We start from the raw sequence: 20,494 nt of genomic DNA on the forward strand, positions 1-20,494 counted from the left end.
CACCCTATCCCAGGCGGAAATCTCTCCCCCGGAGCCCGCCGCTCGTCACCGCCCGGCTCCGCACGGGCCGTTCCAGGGCGATCGGCGACGACCGCTGACGGCAGTCGCACGGACCGACAGGCGCAGGCCCTCCCCGTGGATCTGCGACACTGGTACCGCCATGCCTAAGCCCGGAGAACTGGCAGCCGTCAAACGCGAACAGGTCCCTCACCTGCGCGTTTGGCGTTGGTAGGGGGCCTGTTCCGTGGTCCTGGGCCGTCTCTGGGCCGTGGCGATCAGAAGGGGGGCTCTTCGGTGACGCTCACGACGTCTCCAGATGGCGCCTCCTGCGATGCCTCCTCAGAGGCTGAGCCCTCGCCTTCCTTCAGCCGTCGCTCGCGCTCAAGTCGCTGTGCCCTGCGGTGCCTCACCCTCGCTGGGGACTGAAACACTTCGTCAAGGATCTCGTCCATGAGACCGAGGATCTCGGTCGCAGTGACGTTGTCCATCGGTTCGGCAACGAGGTCACCGTGAGCGACTTCGTTCCCTCCGAACCGGACCTCATGGGCAGCATCCTTGACGTACTCCCGAATGAGGTGCTGCTCGAACAGCTTGTCGATCTTCTTTTCGAGAGTGCCAGTCTTGATCCCGCGATCCTTGGCAGTGGCCTCTACTACGGCGCGGGCCAGCGCCACAGCGGCCCTGTTGGCCTCAATAGAGAGGCACTGGTGTGCCTCAATGGCCATGCTCGCAATGGCTTCTGGGACGTCGTCGTAGACCCGCTTGCCGAGTTGGCGCGGGAACCATGCGCTCGGGCCGTCCACCACCAGGCGGGTTCCGTTGGACTCCCATGGGCTGGGCTCGCGTCGACCAGTTGCCACACTGAGGTGGCCGCAGCCGTCGCACTGGAAAGTCATGGCGACTGACTGCCGCTCGCCCCATCCAGCCACGCCAATATCAACGGTGTGAACCCTCTGCATGTTGCAGCGTACGTTGCACCAGCCACACGTTCTAACCACTGCCATACATGCAGGTTAGGGATTCAGCCGTCAAAAGGTCATTGCTTTTTCGGTGTTGACCTCAGCGCACTGTCGACGGCCCTGCGGGTTCGCTCTTGACTCGATGGCATGAGGTGCGCGTACACCCGCAGCGTCAGCGCCGGGTCGGTGTGCCCAAGGTACTGGCTGACGGCCTTGATGCTCTCCCCGGCGTCCAGCAGCACTGAGGCGTAGAAGTGCCTCAGCGCGTGCATGCCGTGCTCGCGCGCCGACTCGTACTTGCCGTCGGCGTCGGCGTCCGGGATGAGGCCGGCGACCGCGAGCGCGGGCTTCCACTCCTGGATGTTGAAGTTGCTCCGCCACACAACCCCGCTCGCGGTGTTCGTGAACAGCAGGCGGGCCGTCACCTTCGGGCCATCCGGCTTCCGCCACGGCAGCGTGATCTCAACGGGCTTGAAGGCGTCCATGTGGACACGCAGGGCCTCAGCCACTGACGACGGCAGCGGTACGTCCCGTTCCTTGTTGCACTTCGGCGGGGCGAACACGGCCTTCCCACGGATGAGCTTCACCTGCCGGACCACGCGAAGGATGCCGCTCTCGAAGTCCAGCGCATCCTCAGCGAGCCCTACGACCTCGCCCTGTCGGAGTCCGCACCCCGCTCCCGTGTCCACCATGGTCCGGTACCGCTCAGGGAGCGCCGCGCGAACGGCGTGCACCTGAGTGGGCAGCCACGGCACGACGCGGCGCCGCTCGCCTGCCGGTGGGCGGACGGACTTCGCAGAGCACGGGTTTCGGGGCAACAGGCCGTCGTCGACGGCCGCGCTCAGCACGGCTCGAACGTCGCCGTAGATGTTGCGCGCGTACGCGCCGCTCACGGCCGGGTTCGCCTCCAACGCGCTCGTGAGGTCGCGGATGTGCTCGGGTCGGAATGAGTCCAGCGGTCGCGTGCCGACCACAGGGAACGCATGCAGACGCAGCCGCTGCTCGGTGACGATCTGGCTGGACACGTCGGCGGTGTGGGCCTTGAGCCACTTCTCGGCGTACGCCTTGAAGGTGATCCGAGCCGCGCGAGGGTCGATGTAGGAGCCGCGCGACATGTCCGACGCGATGTTGGTCAGCCAGTCTTCCGCGCGTCGCTTCTGCCGGTCGGGAAAGCTCTTGGACTTCTCTGTGCCGTCCGGGCCGATGTAGCGGGCGCGGTAGCGGAGGCCCAGCCCGTGACGGTCGCTCTTGACCTTGCGAGGCTTGCCGTCCGGGCCGGGCTCGGTCCTGAACCAGCGGTCTTGGATGTGGCCGGCCATCAGGCAGCCTCCCCGAGCTGGGAGTCGACCCATATGCGCACGTCCGTCGGGTCGAAGCGGAGGTGGCGGCCGACGCGGAAGCCGCGGGGGCCGGTGCGCTTGCGACGCCACTGGTAGACCGTCTCGATGCTGGGCAGCTCGAACATCTCGACCAGGTCCTCAGGGGTCAGGAAACGGTTCGGCAGCTCTGAGGCCATGGTCAGTACTCCCCCTCGTCGGCGAGTTGGTCGCGTAGGGCTTCGCGGGCGGTTTCGCGGTTGAGCTGGAGGTCGCGGGCGATGGTCGCGGCGAGGACGGACTCGCCCGGGGTGTGGCCGTGCCCGGCGTACTGCCAGTCGGCGAGGACCAGGACGGTGTCCGGCTCCTGGTCGTCGAGGCCGAGGGCGTTGTGCTCCTGGGCGGCGCGATAGTCGGCGCGTGCCTGGCGGAGGGCGCCGAGGGTGGTGGAGTAGCGGCGGGACTTGGAGGAGAAGTGGCCGCGGAAGCCGAGCATGTGTGCCCAGGCCCACAGGCGGCGATCCGGGTAGAGCGGGTCGAGGTCGCGGCATGCGGTGATCAGGCGGCGGGTGTGGTCGGGGACGCCGTGGCGGTCGAGTTCGGAGAGTTCGCCGATGCGGCGGTCGAGGGTGCCGGTGGTTTCGGCGGCTTTGGTGGCGTACTTGGCGACGTAGGCGGCGACGGCCTGTTCGGTGAGGGCGGAGCCGTCGCCGAAGGCCTTGACCGGGCGGACGTCGAGCTGGGTGCCCCAGCGGAAGGTCCGGGCCGCTTGGTCGGCGACGGCCGGGACGGAGACCGAGGTGTAGGAGTGCGCGGCGGCGGCGCGGATCGCGTCGGCGAGCAGGCCGATGGTCGCCCAGGATGGTGGAGGAGTGTCCGGGCCGTCCGGTCCGTCGAGGCGGATCACGGCATGGAAGTGCAGTGCGCCCCGCTTCTGGAACTCCGCGACCTTGCCGTACGACAGCCGGGCTCGCTCTTTCAGCTCCCGTTGCGTGAGGCCGGCGCGGGCGGCGATCTCGCGGCGGAGCCGGTTGGTGAAGCGCTGCCAGAGCTGCCCGGCGTGGTTGTTGAACAGCACCGCGCCCGCGTAGTCGTACGTCTCCGGGTCAAGGGCGGTGCCCAGCTCCGGAGCGTCCGGGGCGTGATGGGTGCCGCAGCGGCAGATGCCCCGGTCAGGCCGGTTGTGGACCGCGCCGAACGAGGGGGCGGTGAGAGTGGTGAAGACGCGCGGATGATCGCGGACGGTGGCGGGGATGTCGCGGCGGTCGTCACCGGCGAGCCCGGCGCGGATGAGGTGGTAGGTGTCGCCCGCGTAGGTCCAGGCGCAGGAGGGGCAGCGCGAGGCCCGGCGGTTGCCGCAGGCGAGGCGGAGCCGCCCGCCGGGTTCGCCCTCCGTGGAGTAGTGGTGCAGGGTCTCGCCGGTGGTCTTGTCCTTGTGCAGGACCCAGCCGGTCAGGTGGATGGGGTCGGCGCAGCCGCCGGTGCGGCGGATCTGCTCGTGCCAGCGGTGGTAGTCGGAGGCCGAAGCCACCCTCAGCAGGTCGCCGAGGGTGGTCGGGTCGAGCAGCTGCTCAGGCACGGGCGCCCTCCCGCATGCGGCGAGTGGGGGTGGTGCCGAGGCCGTTGCAGGCCGGGCAGTGCACGGTGATGGTGCGCAGGTGGCCGCGGTGGACGCGGCCGCCGAGCGTGACGGCGACGGAGGGGAAGCCGTCGCAGGCCGGGCAGATCCTCGGCAGCGGCGGGGTGAGGTGGGCCATGATGGTGGTTCCTTTCGATTGCGGTTGGAAGGAACGGCTCCGGGTGGCGGCGTGCTTGGCGGCTTGTGCGCCACCCGGTGGCCGGTCAGTGAGAGAGGCGCGATCCCCGGCGGCTGCGACCCTTGGCCGCGTACATGGCCGTATCGGCGGCGGCGAGGGCATCGGTCAGGAGCGGCACCGGCAGCTCGGCGAGACGGCAGACACCCACCGAGGCGGCCAAGGGGAGCGCGGTCCCGTCGTAGTCCAGCGGCCGGTGAAGCCGGGCAGTCAGCTCATGCAGATCGGCTGCGGTCAGCTCGCGGACGACGGCCACGAACTCGTCTCCCCCCAAGCGCCCGGCGGTGCCGTGGGGTCCGCACCAGGTTCGGAGCCGGGCGGCGGTGGCGGTGAGGGCGGCGTCCCCGGCGGCGTGGCCGTGGGTGTCGTTGAGGGTCTTGAAGTGGTCGAGGTCGACCAGGAGCACGGCGGCGTGCGGGTGCCGGCGGATGCAGTGTTCGGCGCGGGCGGTCCATCCGGCGCGGGTGTGCAGGCCGGTGAGCGGGTCGCGGCGGGCGGAGGCGAGCCGGTGGGCCAGGATGCTCCCGTGCACGGCCCAGCCCAGTAACGGCACCAGGGCGGCGGCTGCGGTCAGGTCCATGACGTACTCCCTTGGCGATGGCGGTTGGCGGAGCAGGGGTCCCGAAGGCGGCGGCGTGCTTGGCGGCTTGTGCGTCGCTTTCGGGACCGTTCAGCGACGCTTGGCGTCGGAGGCCAGCAACGAGCGCAGGACGACCGCGCACACGGCGACCGAGGCGGCGGTGACGGCGACCGCCAGGAGCATGGAGACCAGGACGGCGCCGACGACCAGGACCACGGCCGTGCCGCCGCCGACGAGGGCGAGCGCGGTGCCGGGGGTGAGCTGGATCGTGGGCCGGGACGGCAGCGGCGGCGGGGCGGTGTGTGCCGGCGGTGTGGCCGGAGTGCCGGGGGTGATGGTGGTCGGCTCGACGACGGTGGGCGGGGTGGTTGTGCCGGTGGGCTGGGGCATGGCCGGGGGCTTGGGCCGGATCACGAGCGGGTCTCCTTACTTGACGGCGGTGTCGATGACCGGGGCGAGGAGGCTGTCGGCGAGGAGGTAGCCGCCGAGCAGCAGGACCAGGACCAGCCAGAGCGGCGGGCGGATGAGCTTGACGCCGAGGGCTCCGACGCAGAGCAGGGCGAACCAGAGCGGGACATCCACGAGGGCCTCCTAGCGGACCTTGCAGCGGTGGGTGCGGGCGGCGAGCTGGGCGGCGGACCGGGTGGAGTAGTCGGCGGACCAGCCGCAGCCGTCGTTGCTGCACACGGCGGCGTGCTTGGTCGTGCCGTTGCGGTCGCGGTGGGTGCCGATCTGCACCGGCCCGATCCGCATCACGGAGTGGAAGAAGTCGCGGGCGGGCATGTCAGTCGGTCTCCTGCCGGGTCAGGGTCGGGTCGAGGAAGGAGGCGCGGATACCGGCGGCGGTGGCCGGGTCCGCGGTACGGCGGGCGGCTTCCTCGGCGAGCAGGTGGGCGAGGAATGGCCGGTTGGCGGCGGTCATCTCGCGGGCGGCGTCGAGGTAGTCGGCGGTGGTCAGGTCGTCCGGGTCAGCGACCACGACGTGTCTCCCTTCGAGTCAGGTGAGTTGGGCGGCGATGGCGTCGGCCAGGTGTGGCGGGACGCCGAGGCGGGCGCGCAGGGTGTCGGTGTCGATCCGGGAGCCGGTGCGGGCACGGTGGTCGTCGGCGACTTTGCGGGCGTGGTCGACCAGCGCGGCCGGGACCGGCACGGCCGGTGTCGCCGGTGCGGGAACTGCGGCCGGGAGGGCTGGGGTGCCGTCGACGGCAGCCACCTGTTCCGGTTCCGGTGCCGGGTCCGGCTCTGCGGCGGGCGGGTCGGACTCCACCTCGGGGGCGGGGTTCGGGTCCGGAGAGTGGCTCGCGGGTGAGTGGGCGAGGAGCGTGCCGCCCATGAAGGCCAGGGCGGGCCAGGCCGCGACGAGGATGCGCAGCCAGCTCGGGACGCTGCCGAGGTCGAGGAGGCCGGCGGTGGCGATGTTGGCACCGAGTGAGGCGACAAGGGCGGTCAGGAACCAGCACCAGGCCAGCCGGGACGGCCCGTCCGAACGCAGCCGACGCCAGGCGGCGACCAGGAGCAGGTCCACGGAGACCGGATACGCCCAGGCCTTCCAGTCGTCCTGTCCGGCAGCGGCGGCGAGGTCGTGCAGGTGGGCGAAGGACAGGGCTCCGGCGATGACCGCCTGGACCAGGACGGCATCCACGCGCAGTGACGAACGGGGCATGACGATCCTCCGGGAAGGTCAGGCGGCGGCCGGGGCGGACTCGACGGCCGGGACCGGGGCGAGGGTGCCGAGGGCGGGCCGGAACGGTGCGAGGGCGGGCAGGTCCGGGGTCAGGTCGGCGTACCGGTTGCAGGTGTTCACCGCCTGGCGCAGCGAGGTGTGCGGGGCGCGGATACGAGCCCATCCGCCGGTCGAGTCGCCGGTGATGGCGACGCCGGGGGTGTCGGTGGGGATCTGGATCGCGGCCAGCACGGCGTCCGGGGCGATGTCGCCGAGGGCCATGTTCGCGCTGGATTCGTCGTTGACGCGGTGGGCGGTGCGGCCGGTGAGCTGGGCGCGGAGCATCGTGATGCCCTTGCCGAGTTCGGAGCCGAAGCGCTGTCCGCAGATCTCCAGGTAGATGCCGGCAGCGCGGCCGAGCTGGGCGAGGCGGGCCAGGGCGGTGATGATCCGGTCCCGCCGCCTTTCCTCTTCCTTGGTGGCGAAGAGGGCGAGTTCGGCGACCTCGTCGACCAGGACCACGATCGGTACCGGACGCAGGTCTTCGGGCAGGTCCCAGATGTCGGCGGCGATCTCGGCATCGGGCACGTCGGCGGTGATCCGTTGTTCGGCCCGGATGAGCTGATACACGTCCTGCATGTGGGACACGAGGGCGTCGAGGAGTTCGACGGCGGTGTCGGGGGTGTCGGCGATCGCGGAGAACCGGCGGGCCAGCGGGAACAGCTCAACCCCCTGCTTGCAGTCGATGCCGACCAGGGCGACCCGTTGCGGCGCGAGCGCGGCCACGAGGTTGCGCTGATAGACCGACTTGCCGGACTCCGTGGCACCGAGGGTGAGGGCGTGCGGCACGGTGCGGTAGTCGCGATAGTGCACGGCCCCGTCTTCGCGCAGGGCGACCGGGACCCGCATCGGGCGGGTGTCGACCAGGGCGGGCATCTGCACCCGCTTGAGCACGTCGTAGCCGGTCATGCGCAGCTCGACGACGCCCGAGCGCACCTCACGGGAGGTGACGCCGTACATGGCGAAGGAGTGCCGCAGGCGGTCACACGAGGCGGCCACGTCGAAGGCGTCCTGACCGGGGCGGAGCTTGAGGCGGAGGGCCAGCCCGGTACGGGTGACCCGCACTCGCAGGATGCGCGGGGCGCGCGGACCGGGAGCGGGCCGGTTGGTCATCCGGGCCAGGGCCAGGCGCCAACGGGGGGCCGGGACGGTGAGGCCGCAGGCGTCCATGACCGAGCCGTAGCGGACCAGGACCCGCAGGGCGGCGAGGGTGACGCCGAAGGTCAGCCAGTACCAGGCGGGGCGCCGCCACCGCAGGAGACCCGCAGCGGCGACGACCAGCACCAGGGCAACGGTCAGCCACGTCATGGATCAGGCCGCCTTCGAGGCCGAGTCCGCAGCGGTCAGCGAGGTCACCGCGACCGCACGGAAGGCGATCCCGTGCCGCTTCTGGCCGTTGAACTCGTTCTCCCACGGCGAGGCGACCAGGCCGGTCAGGACCACGGGAGTGCCCATGGCCAGGTCCTCGGAGACGCCGGACTGCGGGACGGTGAGCTTGAGGATCTCGACTTCGTCGGGCGTGGAGAACATGACCTCCACGACCATGAGCGTCGCACCGTCCTTGTCGGTGGCGATCTCACCGGTACGGCGGTCCTTCACCTTGGGCTGGGGGGTCTTGGCGACCATCACGGTGGCGTTGGCGGTGTCCACGGGGATCTGACGCATCGTCTTGTCTCCTGTTGAGGTGAGGTGTTGGCCGACGTCTCGTCGGTGAGATCAGGAGACCGTGAGAGGGGGTGGACGCATCACCGTCCGTATGGACGTTTAGGGACGTCTGAGCTATCGTCAAAACGTCCCTGCTGGTCCCGGTGAAGGGCACGACATGGCGAACGAGCGTCTGCGCGCGGCGATTTCAGCGAACGGCGAGACGATCCAGTCCGTTGCCGACCACGTGGGCGTGGACCCCAAGAGCGTCGAGCGGTGGATCACCACGAGCCGCACCCCGCACCGGGGCCACCGCTGGAAGGCGGCCAGCTTCCTCGGAGTCGACGAGGTCTATCTCTGGCCATCGGTGGAGAAGCAGGCGGAGAAGGCCAGCACGTCAGAGCTGATCACGTACTACCCGCACCGTGGCGCGGTTCCCGCCCCGCTCTGGGCATCCCTGATCGAGAAGGCGACAGACCAGGTCGACGTCCTCGTGTACGCCGGGCTGTTCCTCTTCGACAGCCACCCGGACCTGCCCGAACAACTGGCCGAGAAGGCGAAGGCCGGCGCCCAGGTGCGCATCCTGCTCGGCGACCCCGACTCCGAGGCGGTCCACCAGCGCGGCGAGGAGGAAGGCATCGGAGGCGACCTGGCCGCACGCGCCCGGATCACCCGCCGCTACCTTGAGCCCGCCATGTCGACGCCCGGCGTCGATGTCCGGCTGCACGACACGATCCTTTACAACTCGATCTACCGGTTCGACGAGGACCTTCTCGTGAACCCCCACGTCCTCGGAGCCCCCGCAGGCCAGAACCCGGTGATGCACTTCCGGTACCTTCCGGGAGCCCGGACCTTCCGGCACTACATGCGGAGTTTCGACTACGCGTGGGAGCGGGGCCGGGAGGCGTAACGGGCTCCGGACGTGCAACGCTGAACGCATGGCCCGTGTCGACTACTTCAACGATCCCCACGCCCCGAAGGCGAACAGCCTCGTTCCCTCCGTGACCGCCGTAGCCCGCAACGACGCCGGAGAGGTCCTGCTGATCCACAAGACCGACAACGACCTCTGGGCCCTGCCCGGCGGCGGCGTCGACCTGGGCGAGTCAGCCCCGGACGCAGCCGTACGCGAGACCAGGGAAGAGACCGGCTTCGAGGTGGAGGTGACCGGCCTCGTCGGCATCTACACCAACCCAGGGCACGTCATGGCGTACGACGACGGCGAGGTCCGCCAGCAGTTCTCCGTCTGCTTCCATGCCCGCATCACCGGTGGCCGGCTGCGGACGAGCAGCGAGAGCAAGGAAGTCGCCTTCGTCGACCCGAGCAAGCTGGACGAGCTGAAGATCCACCCGTCGATGCGCATGCGGATCGAGCACGGCCTGGCCGACCGGGCAGATCCCTACCTCGGCTGATGCGACAAGCGGTCGCGAGTCCGCTCCACCGCGCCCTGAAGGTAGGGCCGTGCCTTGCTGATCGCGTTGTGGACCTCGCTGCCCGGCTCGTAGCGGACGAAGATCTCGTCGATCCGGGTGTCGAAGTCGAAGGACTGCCCGGCGGGCCCGGTCGTCATGTCAGCGAAGATCAGGGCGTCCAGGACCGGCGAGTCCTCCCGCTCGTAGACGGCCAGCTCTGTCGAGAGCCCGCGCTGCTCTGCCTCGTACACGGCCCCGGAATGATGAGCGACGAGCCGCACCAGACGTGCCGGCGCACCCAGCGATTCGAGGTGCCTGGCACCGTCGAGAGGATGAAATCCGGTGTCACGCAGCTCGGGCGCGTAGCCGATGTCATGCAGCCACGCGGCAGCGACGAGGAGATCCCGGTCCGCCTCGGACACAGCCGCGGAAGCTTCGCGGGCCCGAGCAGCCACGGCCTGAGTGTGCAGCCAGCGGTTCCCGAGCTGGGGGAGCAGGGACTCAGCGAGTTCGGCCGCTCCCTGGGGCGTGTCCAGTGCAGAAGGCATGCATGGAACGGTAGCCGAGTCGAGCCGAGAGCCGACAGGCCGTGATCGGAGCAACTGCCGATCAAGGGTGCGGTACGACTTTCCCTACATCCATCAAGAGCCCGCGCACGGCGCGGGCGCGCGCCGCCTCTGCGGCGCGGCCTGCCTCCTGTCTCCGCCCCGGCTGGCCGCGCCCGGCGGCGCGCTACGTGCAGCGGGCAGAGGCAGGAAAACCCTCTGTGGCTGGGGCGGTCGGCTCCACGGCTTTAGGCAGCCACTTTGGGGCGAGCCTCTAAGATCATGGCCCCAACGTCGTGCTTTACCGGGCAGGTCCACAGACTGCCCGACACGCCGGAAGCTTACGGGGCCATGATCACTCGCCCCAAAGCAGCTCCAGCCCAAAGCCGCTCCGCCGACCTAACCGGAAGCCTGCGACCAGAGCCGACTGGCAGGAAAAACACTGCCTCGCCCCTGACGCTGTACGCTAAGTTATTCTCGATGCGCAGGGTCACCGCGCACATTGCATCGGTATCGCAAGTCAGGGGGGCTAATGAGTTTTGGACTTGATGCAAAGAAGGCCGCGGATATCTGTCAGACGGAAATGTATGGAGATTGGTACCGGGACCCCTGGGGGTGGCCCGAACTATCTTGGGTGATGAAGAGCCCGCGGGAATTTCCGTGGTCGGAGATTGTGCACCGAGACGGCAATATCACGCTGCGGCGGGAGCCTAGATTCGAACCCACCGTTGTGCCGAAAAGCCGCCTAGGGGTACGTCCGGCCGTAGTGATGTCGCTAGACGTAAGGATGGCCTATGCGGCAGCTATCGCGCAGGTAACCTCAAAGCTTCACGCCAATTTGCCCGAATGGGTCTACGGCTGGCGATTGCGCAATGAGAAGAGGCTGGCCAACAACGGTGACGAGTGGAAGAATTATTCTTCATTCTTTCATGACCCTGCATTGATGGAAGGGTATGCACTTCAGACGGATATCACCTCCTTCTTTGCTTCCATTGATGTCAATAAGGCAGTGGATGTTGTCTATTCCGAGGCGGGCGATTCTGCTGGTGCGCGCCTAATTGAAAAGATTGTTCGATCTCATCACGAGCTTGCATCCAGGAATGGTCTTCCTCAGCGAAGTTGGCCATCCGCCATCCTGGCGAACCGGTACATGGCTCCACTCGACAACCTGATTTCGCAGAGGTTGTCTTCAGGTCAACTGACAGGGGCAGTCAGGTGGATGGATGATATTTACGTAACCGGAGAAGAGGCGACGCTCTACAAGTTCTTCCTCGACTTCCAGTCTCGCGTTCGAGAGCTGGGTCTTGAGGCCAACGCCTCTAAGAGTCGCCTGGGTCGCCTCAAAGAGATCCGGCAGGATGTGCTTCTGGAGGGCCTTCAAGAAGTGCCGATCCCCGTAAAGAAGAGGATTCAAATACTGGAGAATGGGTCCGATGTCGTTGAAGCCGCAGTCGAGGAGATGGACATCGAATGGCTGAGGAAGCTAGAGGGTGCAGCACTGGAAAGGCCGTTCAGTCAATCTTCTGCCACGATCAAAGTGATCCTGAAGACTCTCAGGAAGCATAAGGAGTATGGGAATTTTGATCGATGGCTTGCCTTTGCGGAGAAACTCTCCCACGTTGCAGACGCGCTGGGCAGGTACTTCCGCGATGCTGTAAAAGAAGATCCGCGCAGAATGGGTGCCTACTGCGATTGGTATAGCGGCTACCGTGCAACCGAGTGGGCGGCAATCCACTGGTCGTCTGCTCAGTTCGCCTTGGCTATCCCCAGTTCTAATCGGCTGCCAGCATATCGGGAAGTGATGGCGGAATGGCTGGAAAAGGGTTCTGACCTGCATCAAATCTCAGTGGCGGCCCAACGCTTGGCTCAGATTGACCCCACCGCGACTAAGGACATCATTCGTAGACGTCTGGATGATGAGGCGCGACCTATTTTTCAGAGAATCTATGCTTTGGCTCTAATGAATGCGCGAGATGAGAGGTTGCTGATTTCGCGTACCATCAAGCAGGATGCCAGCAACGTAGTGACTCGGGAATGGTTGGAAGCCAACAACTATTCGACTCCCAAAGTCTCTGCGGACTATGACTCGGTTGCCTCCGAATAGCGGGCAAATTCGACGCCCCTGGATCAGCCGACGCACGTTACGTGGGCTGGGTGAACGGAAGGCTGCTGGTGATGCCATAAGCGATTGGGGTGGCGGTGATCACGGCGCACTCGGATCAGGGCTGGGCCGTCCCTGGGCCGTCCGAGGCCGACCAAGGCTGACAGTCGGCACCCACGGGTGACCACCCCCACCCCGCTCTGGCCTGGGCTCCCCGAGTTGATCTGCGACACTAGGAGGGTTATGCCGAAGCCCGGAGAACTCACTTTCGTCGCCCCCCGCGGAGCCAAGAAGCCGCCGCGGCATCTCGCCGACCTCACGCCCGCCGAGCGCAAGGAGGCGGTCGCCGCGATCGGTGAGAAGCCGTTCCGCGCCAAGCAGCTCTCGCAGCACTACTTCGCGCGCTACGCGCACGACCCCGAGCAGTGGACCGACATCCCCGCCGGGGCGCGCGGGAAGCTGCGGGAGGCGCTGCTGCCGGAGCTGATGACGGTGGTCCGGCATCTGTCCACCGACCAGGGCGCGACCCGCAAGACGCTGTGGCGGCTGTTCGACGGCACTCTCGTGGAGTCGGTGCTGATGCGGTACCCGGACCGGGTGACCATGTGCATCAGTTCCCAGGCCGGCTGCGGTATGAACTGCCCCTTCTGCGCCACCGGGCAGGCCGGCCTGGACCGGAACCTGTCCACCGCCGAGATCGTGCACCAGATCGTCGACGGGATGCGGGCCCTGCGGGACGGGGAGGTGCCCGGAGGTCCGGCCCGGCTGTCCAACATCGTCTTCATGGGGATGGGCGAGCCGCTGGCCAACTACAAGCGGGTGGTGGGCGCCGTGCGGGCGCTCACCGACCCGGCGCCCGACGGCCTCGGGCTGTCCCAGCGCGGTATCACCGTGTCGACCGTCGGACTCGTTCCGGCCGTCCACCGGCTGGCCGACGAGGGCCTGAAGTGCCGGCTCGCCATCTCCCTGCACGCGCCGGACGACGAGCTGCGCGACACGCTCGTCCCGGTGAACACGCGGTGGAAGGTGCGCGAGGTGCTGGACGCCGGATTCGAGTACGTCCAGAAGTCCGGCCGCCGGCTGTCCATCGAGTACGCCCTGATCAGGGACATCAACGACCAGGCCTGGCGCGGTGACCGGCTCGGCCGGCTCCTGAAGGGCAAACCGGTGCACGTCAACCTCATCCCGCTCAACCCGACGCCGGGTTCGAAGTGGACCGCTTCCCGACCGGAGGACGAGAAGGCGTTCGTCGACGCCGTCGCCGCGCACGGGGTGCCGGTGACCGTCCGGGACACCCGGGGTCAGGAGATCGACGGGGCCTGCGGCCAGCTCGCGGCCACCGAGCGGTAGCCTGAGCACGGACGACTTCACACCGACACAGCACCACGTCACAGCACCACCGATATCCGCACCACCGATATCAGCATCATCCACACCTGCATATTCCGACAGGGGAGCGCCACAGCGCTGAGAGTGCGGCACCGGCCGCAGACCCTCCGAACCTGGCCCAGGTCATTCTGGGTAGGGAGATCGGTCACCACTCGAGCTGTTGCGCCCTGCCCGGCCCCGGCGGACGGATGCCCGCCGGTTCCGGGCGGGGCCGCGTCTTCTCCTGGTCACCCCAGGAGGAATCAAGTGAGCATCACCAAGAAGGCCACCGCCCTCGCCCTCGGGCTGGGACTGGTCACCGTGCCCGCGCTGACCGCGTGCGGCGCGTCCGACGAGGGGAGCACCCGGGGCGGCGGCTCCCGCACCGTGACTCTCGTCAGCCACGACTCGTGGGCGGCCTCGAAGGACGTCATCGCCGCGTTCGAGAAGCAGTCCGGCTACCAGGTCAAGGTCCTCAAGAGCGGGGACGCCGGGCAGGCCGTCAACAAGGCCCTCCTGACCAAGGACCACCCGCAGGGCGACGTCTTCTTCGGCGTCGACAACACCCTGCTGTCCCGCGCGCTCGACAACGGCCTGTTCCAGCCGTACCGCGCCCAGGGTCTGGACCGGGTGGGCGCGCAGTACCAGCTGGACGCCGACCGGCACCGGGTCACGCCGGTCGACTACGGCGACATCTGCGTCAACTACGACAAGAAGTACTTCGCCGACCACGAGCTGGCCCCGCCCGCCACCTTCGACGACCTGATCAAGCCGGCCTACAAGGATCTCCTGGTCACGGAGAACGCCGCCACCTCCTCACCGGGCCTCGGCTTCCTCCTCGGCACCGCGGCCCGCTACGGCGACGGCAGGTGGCAGGACTACTGGAAGAAGCTGAAGGCCAACGGAGTGCAGGTGGTCGACGGCTGGGAGCAGGCCTACAACGAGGACTTCTCCGGCTCGGCCGGCGGCAAGCAGGCGAAGGCCGACCGGCCGCTCGTGGTGTCCTACGCGTCCTCGCCTCCCGCAGAGGTGATCTACGGCGATCCCAAGCCGTCGACCGCACCCACCGGGGTGGCGAAGGGCACCTGCTTCCGCCAGATCGAGTTCGCCGGCCTGCTGAGCAATGCCGGGAATCCCGAGGGCGGCAAGGCGTTCATCGACTTCCTGCTCACCAAGCGGTTCCAGCAGGACATGCCGCTGAACATGTTCGTCTACCCGGTGGTGGACGGTGTGCAGGTCCCGGCCGAGTTCACGAAGTACGGGCCCCCGGCCGAGGACCCGGAGACGATGACGCCGGCCAGGATCGCCGACCACCGTGACGCGTGGGTCAAGTCGTGGACGTCTCTCGTACTGAAGTGAGGCAAGCGGCCGCGGGCGCCGCACCGCGCCGCGGGAGCGCGGTGCGGCTCGGCCTGACGGTCGTGCCCGTCGCGTTCTTCGCGGTGTTCTTCGCCTACCCCGTCACCGCGATCGTCGTGCGCGGCCTGCGGGTCGACGGGGCCTGGCGGATCGAGCGGCTGTGGCAGGTCGCGGCCGGGTCCGACGTGCGGCACGTGCTGTGGTTCACCACCTGGCAGGCGGCCGCCTCCACCGCGCTCACCCTGCTGGTGGCGCTGCCCGGGGCCTACGTCTTCGCCCGCTTCGCCTTCCCGGGCAAGCAGGTGCTGCGGGCCGTCGTGACGGTGCCGTTCGTGCTGCCGACCGTCGTCGTCGGTTCGGCGTTCCTGGCCCTGGTCGGTCGCGGCGGGCTCCTCGACGACCTCTGGGGCGTCCGCCTGGACACGACGGTGTGGGCGATCCTGCTGGCGCACGTCTTCTTCAACTACGCCGTGGTCGTGCGCACCGTCGGAGGGCTGTGGGCGCAGTTGGACCCGGGGCAGGAGGAGGCGGCGCGGATGCTCGGCGCCTCGCGGTTCGCGGCCTGGCGGACGGTCACCCTTCCGGCGCTGGCGCCCGCCGTGGCCGCCGCCGCCCTGATGGTCTTCCTGTTCACCTTCACCTCGTTCGGGGTCGTGCAGATCCTGGGCGGCCCGACCTTCTCCACGCTGGAGGTGGAGATCTACCGGCAGACCTCCCAGCTCTTCGACCTGTCCGCGGCCGCCGTGCTCACCCTCCTGCAGTTCGCCGCCGTCGGCGCGATACTCGCCGTGCACGCCAGGACCGTCCGGCGGCGCGAGGGCGCGCTGCGCCTGGTCGACGCCGCGGGCACGGCCCGCCGCCCGCGCGGGGCCGGGCAGTGGGCGCTGCTGGGCGGTGTGCTGGCCACCGTGGGGGTGTTGCTGGTGCTGCCGCTGGCCGTGCTGGTGCAGAGGTCGCTGGCGGTGCCCGGCCTGGGTTCCTACCGGGCGCTCGGCTCGGACGCCGGCGGGGTGTTCCTGGTGCCGCCGATCGACGCGATCGGCAACTCGCTGGAGTACGCGGCGGCCGCGACGGCCATCGCGGTGCTGGTCGGAGGTCTGGCCGCCACGGCGCTGACCCGCAGGGACGCCGGACGGCTGCTGCGCACCTTCGACGCGCTGCTGATGCTGCCGCTCGGGGTGTCCGCGGTGACCGTCGGCTTCGGATTCCTGATCGCCCTGGACGAGCCGCCGCTGGACCTGCGCACCTCCTGGATCCTGGTGCCGCTCGCGCAGGCGCTGGTGGGGGTGCCGTTCGTGGTGCGGATCATGCTGCCGGTGCTGCGGGCGGTGGACGTACGGCTGCGGGAGGCGGCGGCGGTGCTGGGGGCGTCGCCGTGGCGGGTGTGGCGTGAGGTGGATCTGCCGCTGGTGCGGCGGGCGCTGCTGATCGCGGCCGGGTTCGCCTTCGCGGTGTCGCTGGGCGAGTTCGGGGCGACCGTGTTCCTGGCACGGCCGGACAATCCGACGCTGCCGGTGGCGGTCGCCCGGTTGCTGGGACGGCCCGGTGCCGTCAACTACGGTCAGGCGATGGCCCTGTCGACGATTCTGATGCTGGTGTGCGCGGCGGCCCTGCTGGTGCTGGAGCGGCTGCGCGGCGGGGAAGGGACGGGGGAGTTCTAGATGCTGCTGAGCCTGCGGGCCGCGACCGTGCGCTTCGGCGAGCGGGACGTGCTCGACGCCGTCGACCTGGACGTCGCCGAGCACGAGGTGGTGTGCGTGCTCGGGCCGAGCGGCAGCGGCAAGTCGACGCTGCTTCGCTCGGTGGCCGGGCTCCAGCCGCTGCACTCCGGTCGGGTGCTGCTGGACGGGCGGGACCAGGCGGCGGTGCCCGCGCACCGGCGTGGCGTCGGGTTGATGTTCCAGGACCACCAGCTCTTCCCGCAGCGGGACGTGGCCGGGAACGTGGCGTTCGGGCTGCGGATGCGCGGGGCGTCGAAGGCGGAGCAGTTCGCCCAGGTGAGCGAGCTGCTGGACCTGGTGGGCCTGCCGGACGCCGGTTCCCGGCCGGTGGCGGCGCTGTCGGGTGGGGAGCAGCAGCGGGTGGCGCTGGCCCGTGCGCTCGCCCCGCGGCCCCGGCTGCTGATGCTGGACGAGCCGCTGGGGCAGCTCGACCGGTCGCTGAGGGAGCGTCTGGTGGTGGAACTGCGGGAGCTCTTCCACCGGTTGGGGACCACGGTGCTCGCCGTCACCCACGACCAGGGTGAGGCGTTCGCGCTCGCGGACCGGGTCGTGGTGATGAGGGACGGGCGGATCGCGCAGTCGGGTTCGCCGCTGGAGGTGTGGCAGCGGCCGGCGGACCCGTTCGTGGCCCGCTTCCTCGGTTTCGACAACGTGGTGACGGCCACGGTCGTCGGCCTGGCCGCGGTCACTCCGTGGGGCAAGCTCCCGGTCCCCGAGGGTGCGCCGCAGGGGCGGCGCGGTCTGCTGGTGCGGCCGGCCGGGGTGCGGTTGGTCCCGGCGCCCGGTGGGCTGCCCTGCACGGTCACGGCCCGGACCTTCAAGGGAACCCATGTGACCGTGCGGCTCCAGCCCGAGGACGCGCCGCCGCTGGAGGCGGCCTGCGCGCTGCGGGATGCGCCGGAGGTCGGGGACGTGGTGGGTGTGGACTTCGACGTCGCAGACGTCGTGGTACTCGGCTGACCGTCGCCCTCGCGGCCCTTGCTGTCCCGCCGCGCTCCGTCTCGGTCTGCTGCGCGGTACGCCTCTTGGCCGGATCGCCGTTCGCGGGTGCTTCACGAGCCTTCTAGGCTGAGCGGCATGACCCTTCTCAGTCATGACCGCTACTGCGACGAAATCGCCCGTCAGACGGACCAGTTGAGGAAAGTGGTGACCTCCGGTGCTGATCTGGCCGCCACGGTGCCGACCTGCCCGGACTGGTCGTTGGAGCAGCTGGTGCGCCATGTCGGCGGTGCCCTGCGCTGGGTGGAGCTGCTGGTGCGCACCCGGTCCCGGGAGAACGTCCGCGACGAGGACGTGACGGGATCCGCCGGCCCGGACGCCACGGGTGACGCCCCCGCGCTGGACGCCTGGCTCGCCGGTGCCGGTGAGGCGGTGGTCTCCGCGCTGCGGGAGGCCGGTCCGGACGCCGCCGTGTGGTCCTGGACCGGGGACGCCACCGCCGGTTTCTGGGCCCGCCGGATGACTCACGAGATCACCGTGCACCGCGCCGACGCGACGCTCGCCGCCGGGCTGCCCTACGAGGTCGCACCCGAGGTGGCCGCCGACGCGATCGACGAGTGGCTGGACATCGTCCGGTTCGTGCAGCGGGTCGGGGCCAGCGAGAAGGCGCGCGAACTGCGCGGCGACGGGCGCGGCATCCACCTGCACGCCACCGATGCGCCCCCGGAGCTGGACGCCGAATGGCTGGTCGAGCTCGCGGAGGATGGAGTGCGGTGGCGGCGCGGGCACGAGAAGGCGGCCGTGGCCCTGCGCGGGCCGCTCACCGAGGTGCTGCTCGCCTTCTACCGGCGGCTGCCGCTGGACACCCCCGGGCTTGAGGTCCTGGGAGAGCGGGAGTTGCTGGAGTTCTGGCTCGAGCGGTCGACCTTCGGCTGAACACCGGCACCTTCGGCTGAACACCGGCACCTTCGGCTGAACACCGGCACCGCCGCGGCCCGCCTCCCGGAGGGGGCCGCGGCGGTGCGCTGCGGGACGTCAGCGTTCGCTGCTCGCCCCGCGGCGGCGCAGGCCCAGGAAGACCGCGCCGCCGCCGACGGCGACCAGCGCGATAGCGATGCCGGCGATCAGCCCGGTGTTGGAGCTCGCGCCGGTCTCGGCCAGGTGGGACTCGCCGACCGCCGGTGACGGGGCGTTGTCCGAGGGCGCGGCGGGTGCGGGCGTGGTCGGGCTCGCCGACGTCGTGGCGGAGGGCGTCCCGGTGCCGGCCGGCGGTGTCGAGGCCGGAGTGCTCGGCGTGGCGGGGGTGCTCGGGGTCTCGGTCTGGCAGGCGGTCGACGGGGCCGTCAGGTCGGGTTTGATGTCCTCGTCGACGATGTTCCCGGCCATGACGTGCACGCGGTACTCGGCGTTCGGCTTCCAGTCCTCGTCGAAGGTGATCACGACGCCCTCCCCGGAGCCCTTGACCTCCTTCTGGCCGACCTTCTGCTCGACCCCGTCGTTCTTGCGGAACACCGACACCACGGCCGGGGTGCCGGACGCGTCCTTGTCCGTGACGGTGATGAGGCCGTGCGGCCCGTCGCACTTGGCTTCGGCCGAGAACTCGGAGATGTCGCAGGCGAGTGCCTGCCCGGCGGCGCTGAGCGCCAGTGCCGCCGAGGCGGTGGCGACCCCGAGGGCGCGCAGGGCACGAACGGTCATACGGCGGTTCATGGACACGTTTGTCCTTTACGGGATGCAGGTGAGGGGGGTTGGGCGGGACGCGGCACCCCCGCGGCGCGCGGTGAACCGGCGGCCCGTCAGACTCACTGGTCTATAAGCGTTTCATAAGCAGTGTCAATCCGTAGGCGGAGCACCGCCGTTCACTTTGCCCGCTCATTAACCGCCCAGATGTTTCAACGCCTCCGGGACCTCCTCGATCCGGTCCACCAGCGCGATCCGCCGCTCCATCGCACGGCCCCGGGCGAGTTCGGTCAGCAGCGGCCACGCCGGGAACCGCTCGGTCCAGTGCGCGCGGTCCACCAGCACCATCGGCGTCGGCTCGCCGCGGGACTCGTAGTAGTTCGGCGTTGCGTTGTCGAAGATCTCCTGTACGGTCCCGGCGGCGCCCGGCAGGAAGACCACGCCGGCGGTGGAGCGGGCCAGCAGTCCGTCCTCGCGCAACGGGTTGGCGAAGTACTTGGCGATGTGCGCGGCGAAGGGGTTCGGCGGCTCGTGCCCGTAGAACCAGGTCGGTATGCCGACCGAGGTCCCGCCGCGGGGCCACCGGGCCCGCACCTCGAAGGCGGCCTTCGCCCACTCGGTCACGGACGGGGCGAACGCCGGCGTCCTGGCGAGCAGCGGCAGCGCCTCGTCGAGCATGCCGTCGCGGAACGGTGCGGCGTACGCACCCAGGTTGGCCGCCTCCATGGCCCCGGGGCCGCCGCCCGTGGCCACCGTGAGCCCGGCCCGGGCCAGGGCGCGTCCGAGCCGGGCGGCACCCGCGTACTCCTCGGTCCCGCGCTCCGTCGCGTGGCCGCCCATCACCCCGACGACCGCGGCTCCGGTGAGGAGTTCGTCGAGGGCGTCGGAGACGGCGTCGTCGTGCAGGGAGCGCAGCATGGAGCAGAAGACGTCCCCGTCGGCCCTGTTCTGCCGGAACCAGGTGTGGGCGCGGGCGTCGGGGGTCGCCTCGTAGCCGTCGTCGAGCGAGGCGAACAGTTCGTCGGGGGAGTACAGGAAGGCGCGGTAGGGGTCGAAGGGGAGGCCCGGTACGGGCGGGAAGACGAGTGCCCCCGAGGCCCGCACGCGGGCGGCGGCCGCCTCGGACATCGGGCAGCCGAGGAACACGGCCCCCGCGGTGTCCACGGACAGCAGCACGTCCGTACGGTCCGTCAGGTCCACCGCCTGGACGCGGTAGTGGACCAGTGTCCCCCGGGCGGCGACCACCTCGTCGAACTCGGCGCGGGTCTCTATCTCGCGGCCACGGGAGCCGTCGAACGGCTGTACGGGAGTCGGATGCACGCGCACATGCTAGTGC

24 protein-coding genes and 1 riboswitch are annotated in these 20,494 nt (G+C 69.6%); of the genes, 8 read left to right on the forward strand and 16 right to left on the reverse strand.

The features are described from left to right. Positions 1–275: 275 nt before the first annotated feature. The 13 genes from ACL02U_RS07970 to ACL02U_RS08030 form a co-directional block, all read right to left on the reverse strand. Positions 276–1,004, reverse strand: a complete 729-nt coding sequence (locus ACL02U_RS07970; RefSeq protein WP_412789951.1) for a DUF4145 domain-containing protein — start codon at positions 1,002–1,004, stop codon at positions 276–278. 32 nt (positions 1,005–1,036) lie between these two features. Next, on the reverse strand, positions 1,037–2,278 hold the full coding sequence (locus ACL02U_RS07975) for a tyrosine-type recombinase/integrase (protein WP_412789952.1): 1,242 nt from the start codon (positions 2,276–2,278) through the stop codon (positions 1,037–1,039). Continuing rightward, complete coding sequence (locus ACL02U_RS07980; RefSeq protein ID WP_412789953.1) at positions 2,278–2,475, reverse strand: helix-turn-helix transcriptional regulator; 198 nt, start codon at positions 2,473–2,475, stop codon at positions 2,278–2,280. Before ACL02U_RS07980 ends, ACL02U_RS07975 begins: the two co-directional genes overlap by 1 nt. 2 nt (positions 2,476–2,477) lie before the next feature. Next, the gene (repSA, locus tag ACL02U_RS07985; protein WP_412789954.1) at positions 2,478–3,854 is read right to left on the reverse strand and encodes a replication initiator protein RepSA; all 1,377 of its coding nucleotides are present in this window, start codon (positions 3,852–3,854) and stop codon (positions 2,478–2,480) included. Beyond that, the gene (locus tag ACL02U_RS07990; RefSeq protein ID WP_412789955.1) at positions 3,847–4,032 is read right to left on the reverse strand and encodes a hypothetical protein; all 186 of its coding nucleotides are present in this window, start codon (positions 4,030–4,032) and stop codon (positions 3,847–3,849) included. The genes repSA and ACL02U_RS07990 overlap by 8 nt, the downstream gene beginning before the upstream one ends. A gap of 85 nt (positions 4,033–4,117) precedes the next feature. After that, complete coding sequence (locus ACL02U_RS07995) at positions 4,118–4,669, reverse strand: GGDEF domain-containing protein (RefSeq protein WP_412789956.1); 552 nt, start codon at positions 4,667–4,669, stop codon at positions 4,118–4,120. 90 nt (positions 4,670–4,759) lie between these two features. Next, on the reverse strand, positions 4,760–5,083 hold the full coding sequence (locus ACL02U_RS08000; protein WP_412789957.1) for a SpdD-like protein: 324 nt from the start codon (positions 5,081–5,083) through the stop codon (positions 4,760–4,762). A gap of 12 nt (positions 5,084–5,095) precedes the next feature. Then, complete coding sequence (locus ACL02U_RS08005; protein WP_412789958.1) at positions 5,096–5,251, reverse strand: hypothetical protein; 156 nt, start codon at positions 5,249–5,251, stop codon at positions 5,096–5,098. A 9-nt stretch (positions 5,252–5,260) separates the two neighbouring features. Beyond that, positions 5,261–5,452: a mobile element transfer protein gene (locus ACL02U_RS08010; RefSeq protein ID WP_412789959.1), complete on the reverse strand. Its 192-nt coding sequence runs from the start codon at positions 5,450–5,452 to the stop codon at positions 5,261–5,263. A gap of 1 nt (position 5,453) precedes the next feature. Next, positions 5,454–5,648 carry a hypothetical protein gene (locus ACL02U_RS08015; RefSeq protein ID WP_412789960.1) on the reverse strand — a complete coding sequence of 65 codons (195 nt, stop codon included), beginning with the start codon at positions 5,646–5,648 and terminating at the stop codon, positions 5,454–5,456. Between the two features lie 18 nt (positions 5,649–5,666). Continuing rightward, complete coding sequence (locus ACL02U_RS08020; protein WP_412789961.1) at positions 5,667–6,332, reverse strand: DUF2637 domain-containing protein; 666 nt, start codon at positions 6,330–6,332, stop codon at positions 5,667–5,669. Between the two features lie 18 nt (positions 6,333–6,350). Next, complete coding sequence (locus ACL02U_RS08025; protein WP_412789962.1) at positions 6,351–7,700, reverse strand: FtsK/SpoIIIE domain-containing protein; 1,350 nt, start codon at positions 7,698–7,700, stop codon at positions 6,351–6,353. A 3-nt stretch (positions 7,701–7,703) separates the two neighbouring features. Next, the gene (locus ACL02U_RS08030) at positions 7,704–8,057 is read right to left on the reverse strand and encodes a hypothetical protein (RefSeq protein ID WP_412789963.1); all 354 of its coding nucleotides are present in this window, start codon (positions 8,055–8,057) and stop codon (positions 7,704–7,706) included. 157 nt (positions 8,058–8,214) lie between these two features. Here ACL02U_RS08030 and ACL02U_RS08035 point away from each other — a divergent pair, with 157 nt between their 5' ends. Together ACL02U_RS08035 and ACL02U_RS08040 are read left to right on the forward strand one after the other, a co-directional pair. Beyond that, positions 8,215–8,946: an XRE family transcriptional regulator gene (locus tag ACL02U_RS08035; RefSeq protein WP_412789964.1), complete on the forward strand. Its 732-nt coding sequence runs from the start codon at positions 8,215–8,217 to the stop codon at positions 8,944–8,946. Between the two features lie 28 nt (positions 8,947–8,974). Further along, the gene (locus tag ACL02U_RS08040; RefSeq protein ID WP_412789965.1) at positions 8,975–9,445 is read left to right on the forward strand and encodes an NUDIX hydrolase; all 471 of its coding nucleotides are present in this window, start codon (positions 8,975–8,977) and stop codon (positions 9,443–9,445) included. Here the strand turns inward: ACL02U_RS08040 and ACL02U_RS08045 are convergent. After that, positions 9,433–9,993: an HDIG domain-containing metalloprotein gene (locus ACL02U_RS08045; protein ID WP_412789966.1), complete on the reverse strand. Its 561-nt coding sequence runs from the start codon at positions 9,991–9,993 to the stop codon at positions 9,433–9,435. The genes ACL02U_RS08040 and ACL02U_RS08045 overlap by 13 nt on opposite strands. Positions 9,994–10,627: 634 nt before the next feature. Between ACL02U_RS08045 and ACL02U_RS08050 the strand changes: the two genes are divergently transcribed. From ACL02U_RS08050 to ACL02U_RS08075, 6 genes are all read left to right on the forward strand, one after another. Continuing rightward, positions 10,628–12,094, forward strand: coding sequence for a reverse transcriptase domain-containing protein (locus tag ACL02U_RS08050; RefSeq protein WP_412789967.1), 1,467 nt, complete (start codon positions 10,628–10,630; stop codon positions 12,092–12,094). A gap of 240 nt (positions 12,095–12,334) precedes the next feature. After that, entirely contained in the window at positions 12,335–13,441 is a 1,107-nt protein-coding gene (gene rlmN / locus ACL02U_RS08055) for a 23S rRNA (adenine(2503)-C(2))-methyltransferase RlmN (RefSeq protein ID WP_412789968.1), read from the forward strand. A gap of 90 nt (positions 13,442–13,531) precedes the next feature. After that, positions 13,532–13,637: riboswitch (TPP riboswitch) on the forward strand. Positions 13,638–13,726: 89 nt separating this feature from the next. Further along, entirely contained in the window at positions 13,727–14,818 is a 1,092-nt protein-coding gene (locus tag ACL02U_RS08060; RefSeq protein ID WP_412789969.1) for a thiamine ABC transporter substrate binding subunit, read from the forward strand. Continuing rightward, positions 14,794–16,479, forward strand: a complete 1,686-nt coding sequence (locus ACL02U_RS08065; RefSeq protein ID WP_412789970.1) for an ABC transporter permease — start codon at positions 14,794–14,796, stop codon at positions 16,477–16,479. The genes ACL02U_RS08060 and ACL02U_RS08065 overlap by 25 nt, the downstream gene beginning before the upstream one ends. Continuing rightward, positions 16,480–17,499, forward strand: coding sequence for an ABC transporter ATP-binding protein (locus tag ACL02U_RS08070; RefSeq protein ID WP_412789971.1), 1,020 nt, complete (start codon positions 16,480–16,482; stop codon positions 17,497–17,499). A 117-nt stretch (positions 17,500–17,616) separates the two neighbouring features. After that, positions 17,617–18,414: a maleylpyruvate isomerase family mycothiol-dependent enzyme gene (locus ACL02U_RS08075; RefSeq protein ID WP_412789972.1), complete on the forward strand. Its 798-nt coding sequence runs from the start codon at positions 17,617–17,619 to the stop codon at positions 18,412–18,414. Positions 18,415–18,513: 99 nt separating this feature from the next. On the opposite strand, the gene ACL02U_RS08080 is transcribed toward ACL02U_RS08075, so the two are convergent. After that, positions 18,514–19,188, reverse strand: a complete 675-nt coding sequence (locus ACL02U_RS08080; RefSeq protein WP_412789973.1) for an LAETG motif-containing sortase-dependent surface protein — start codon at positions 19,186–19,188, stop codon at positions 18,514–18,516. Positions 19,189–19,353: 165 nt separating this feature from the next. Continuing rightward, on the reverse strand, positions 19,354–20,478 hold the full coding sequence (locus ACL02U_RS08085) for an LOG family protein (protein WP_412789974.1): 1,125 nt from the start codon (positions 20,476–20,478) through the stop codon (positions 19,354–19,356). Positions 20,479–20,494 lie beyond the last annotated feature (16 nt).

Source organism: Streptomyces sp. MS06, from assembly GCF_047200655.1.
Lineage (GTDB): Bacteria > Actinomycetota > Actinomycetes > Streptomycetales > Streptomycetaceae > Streptomyces.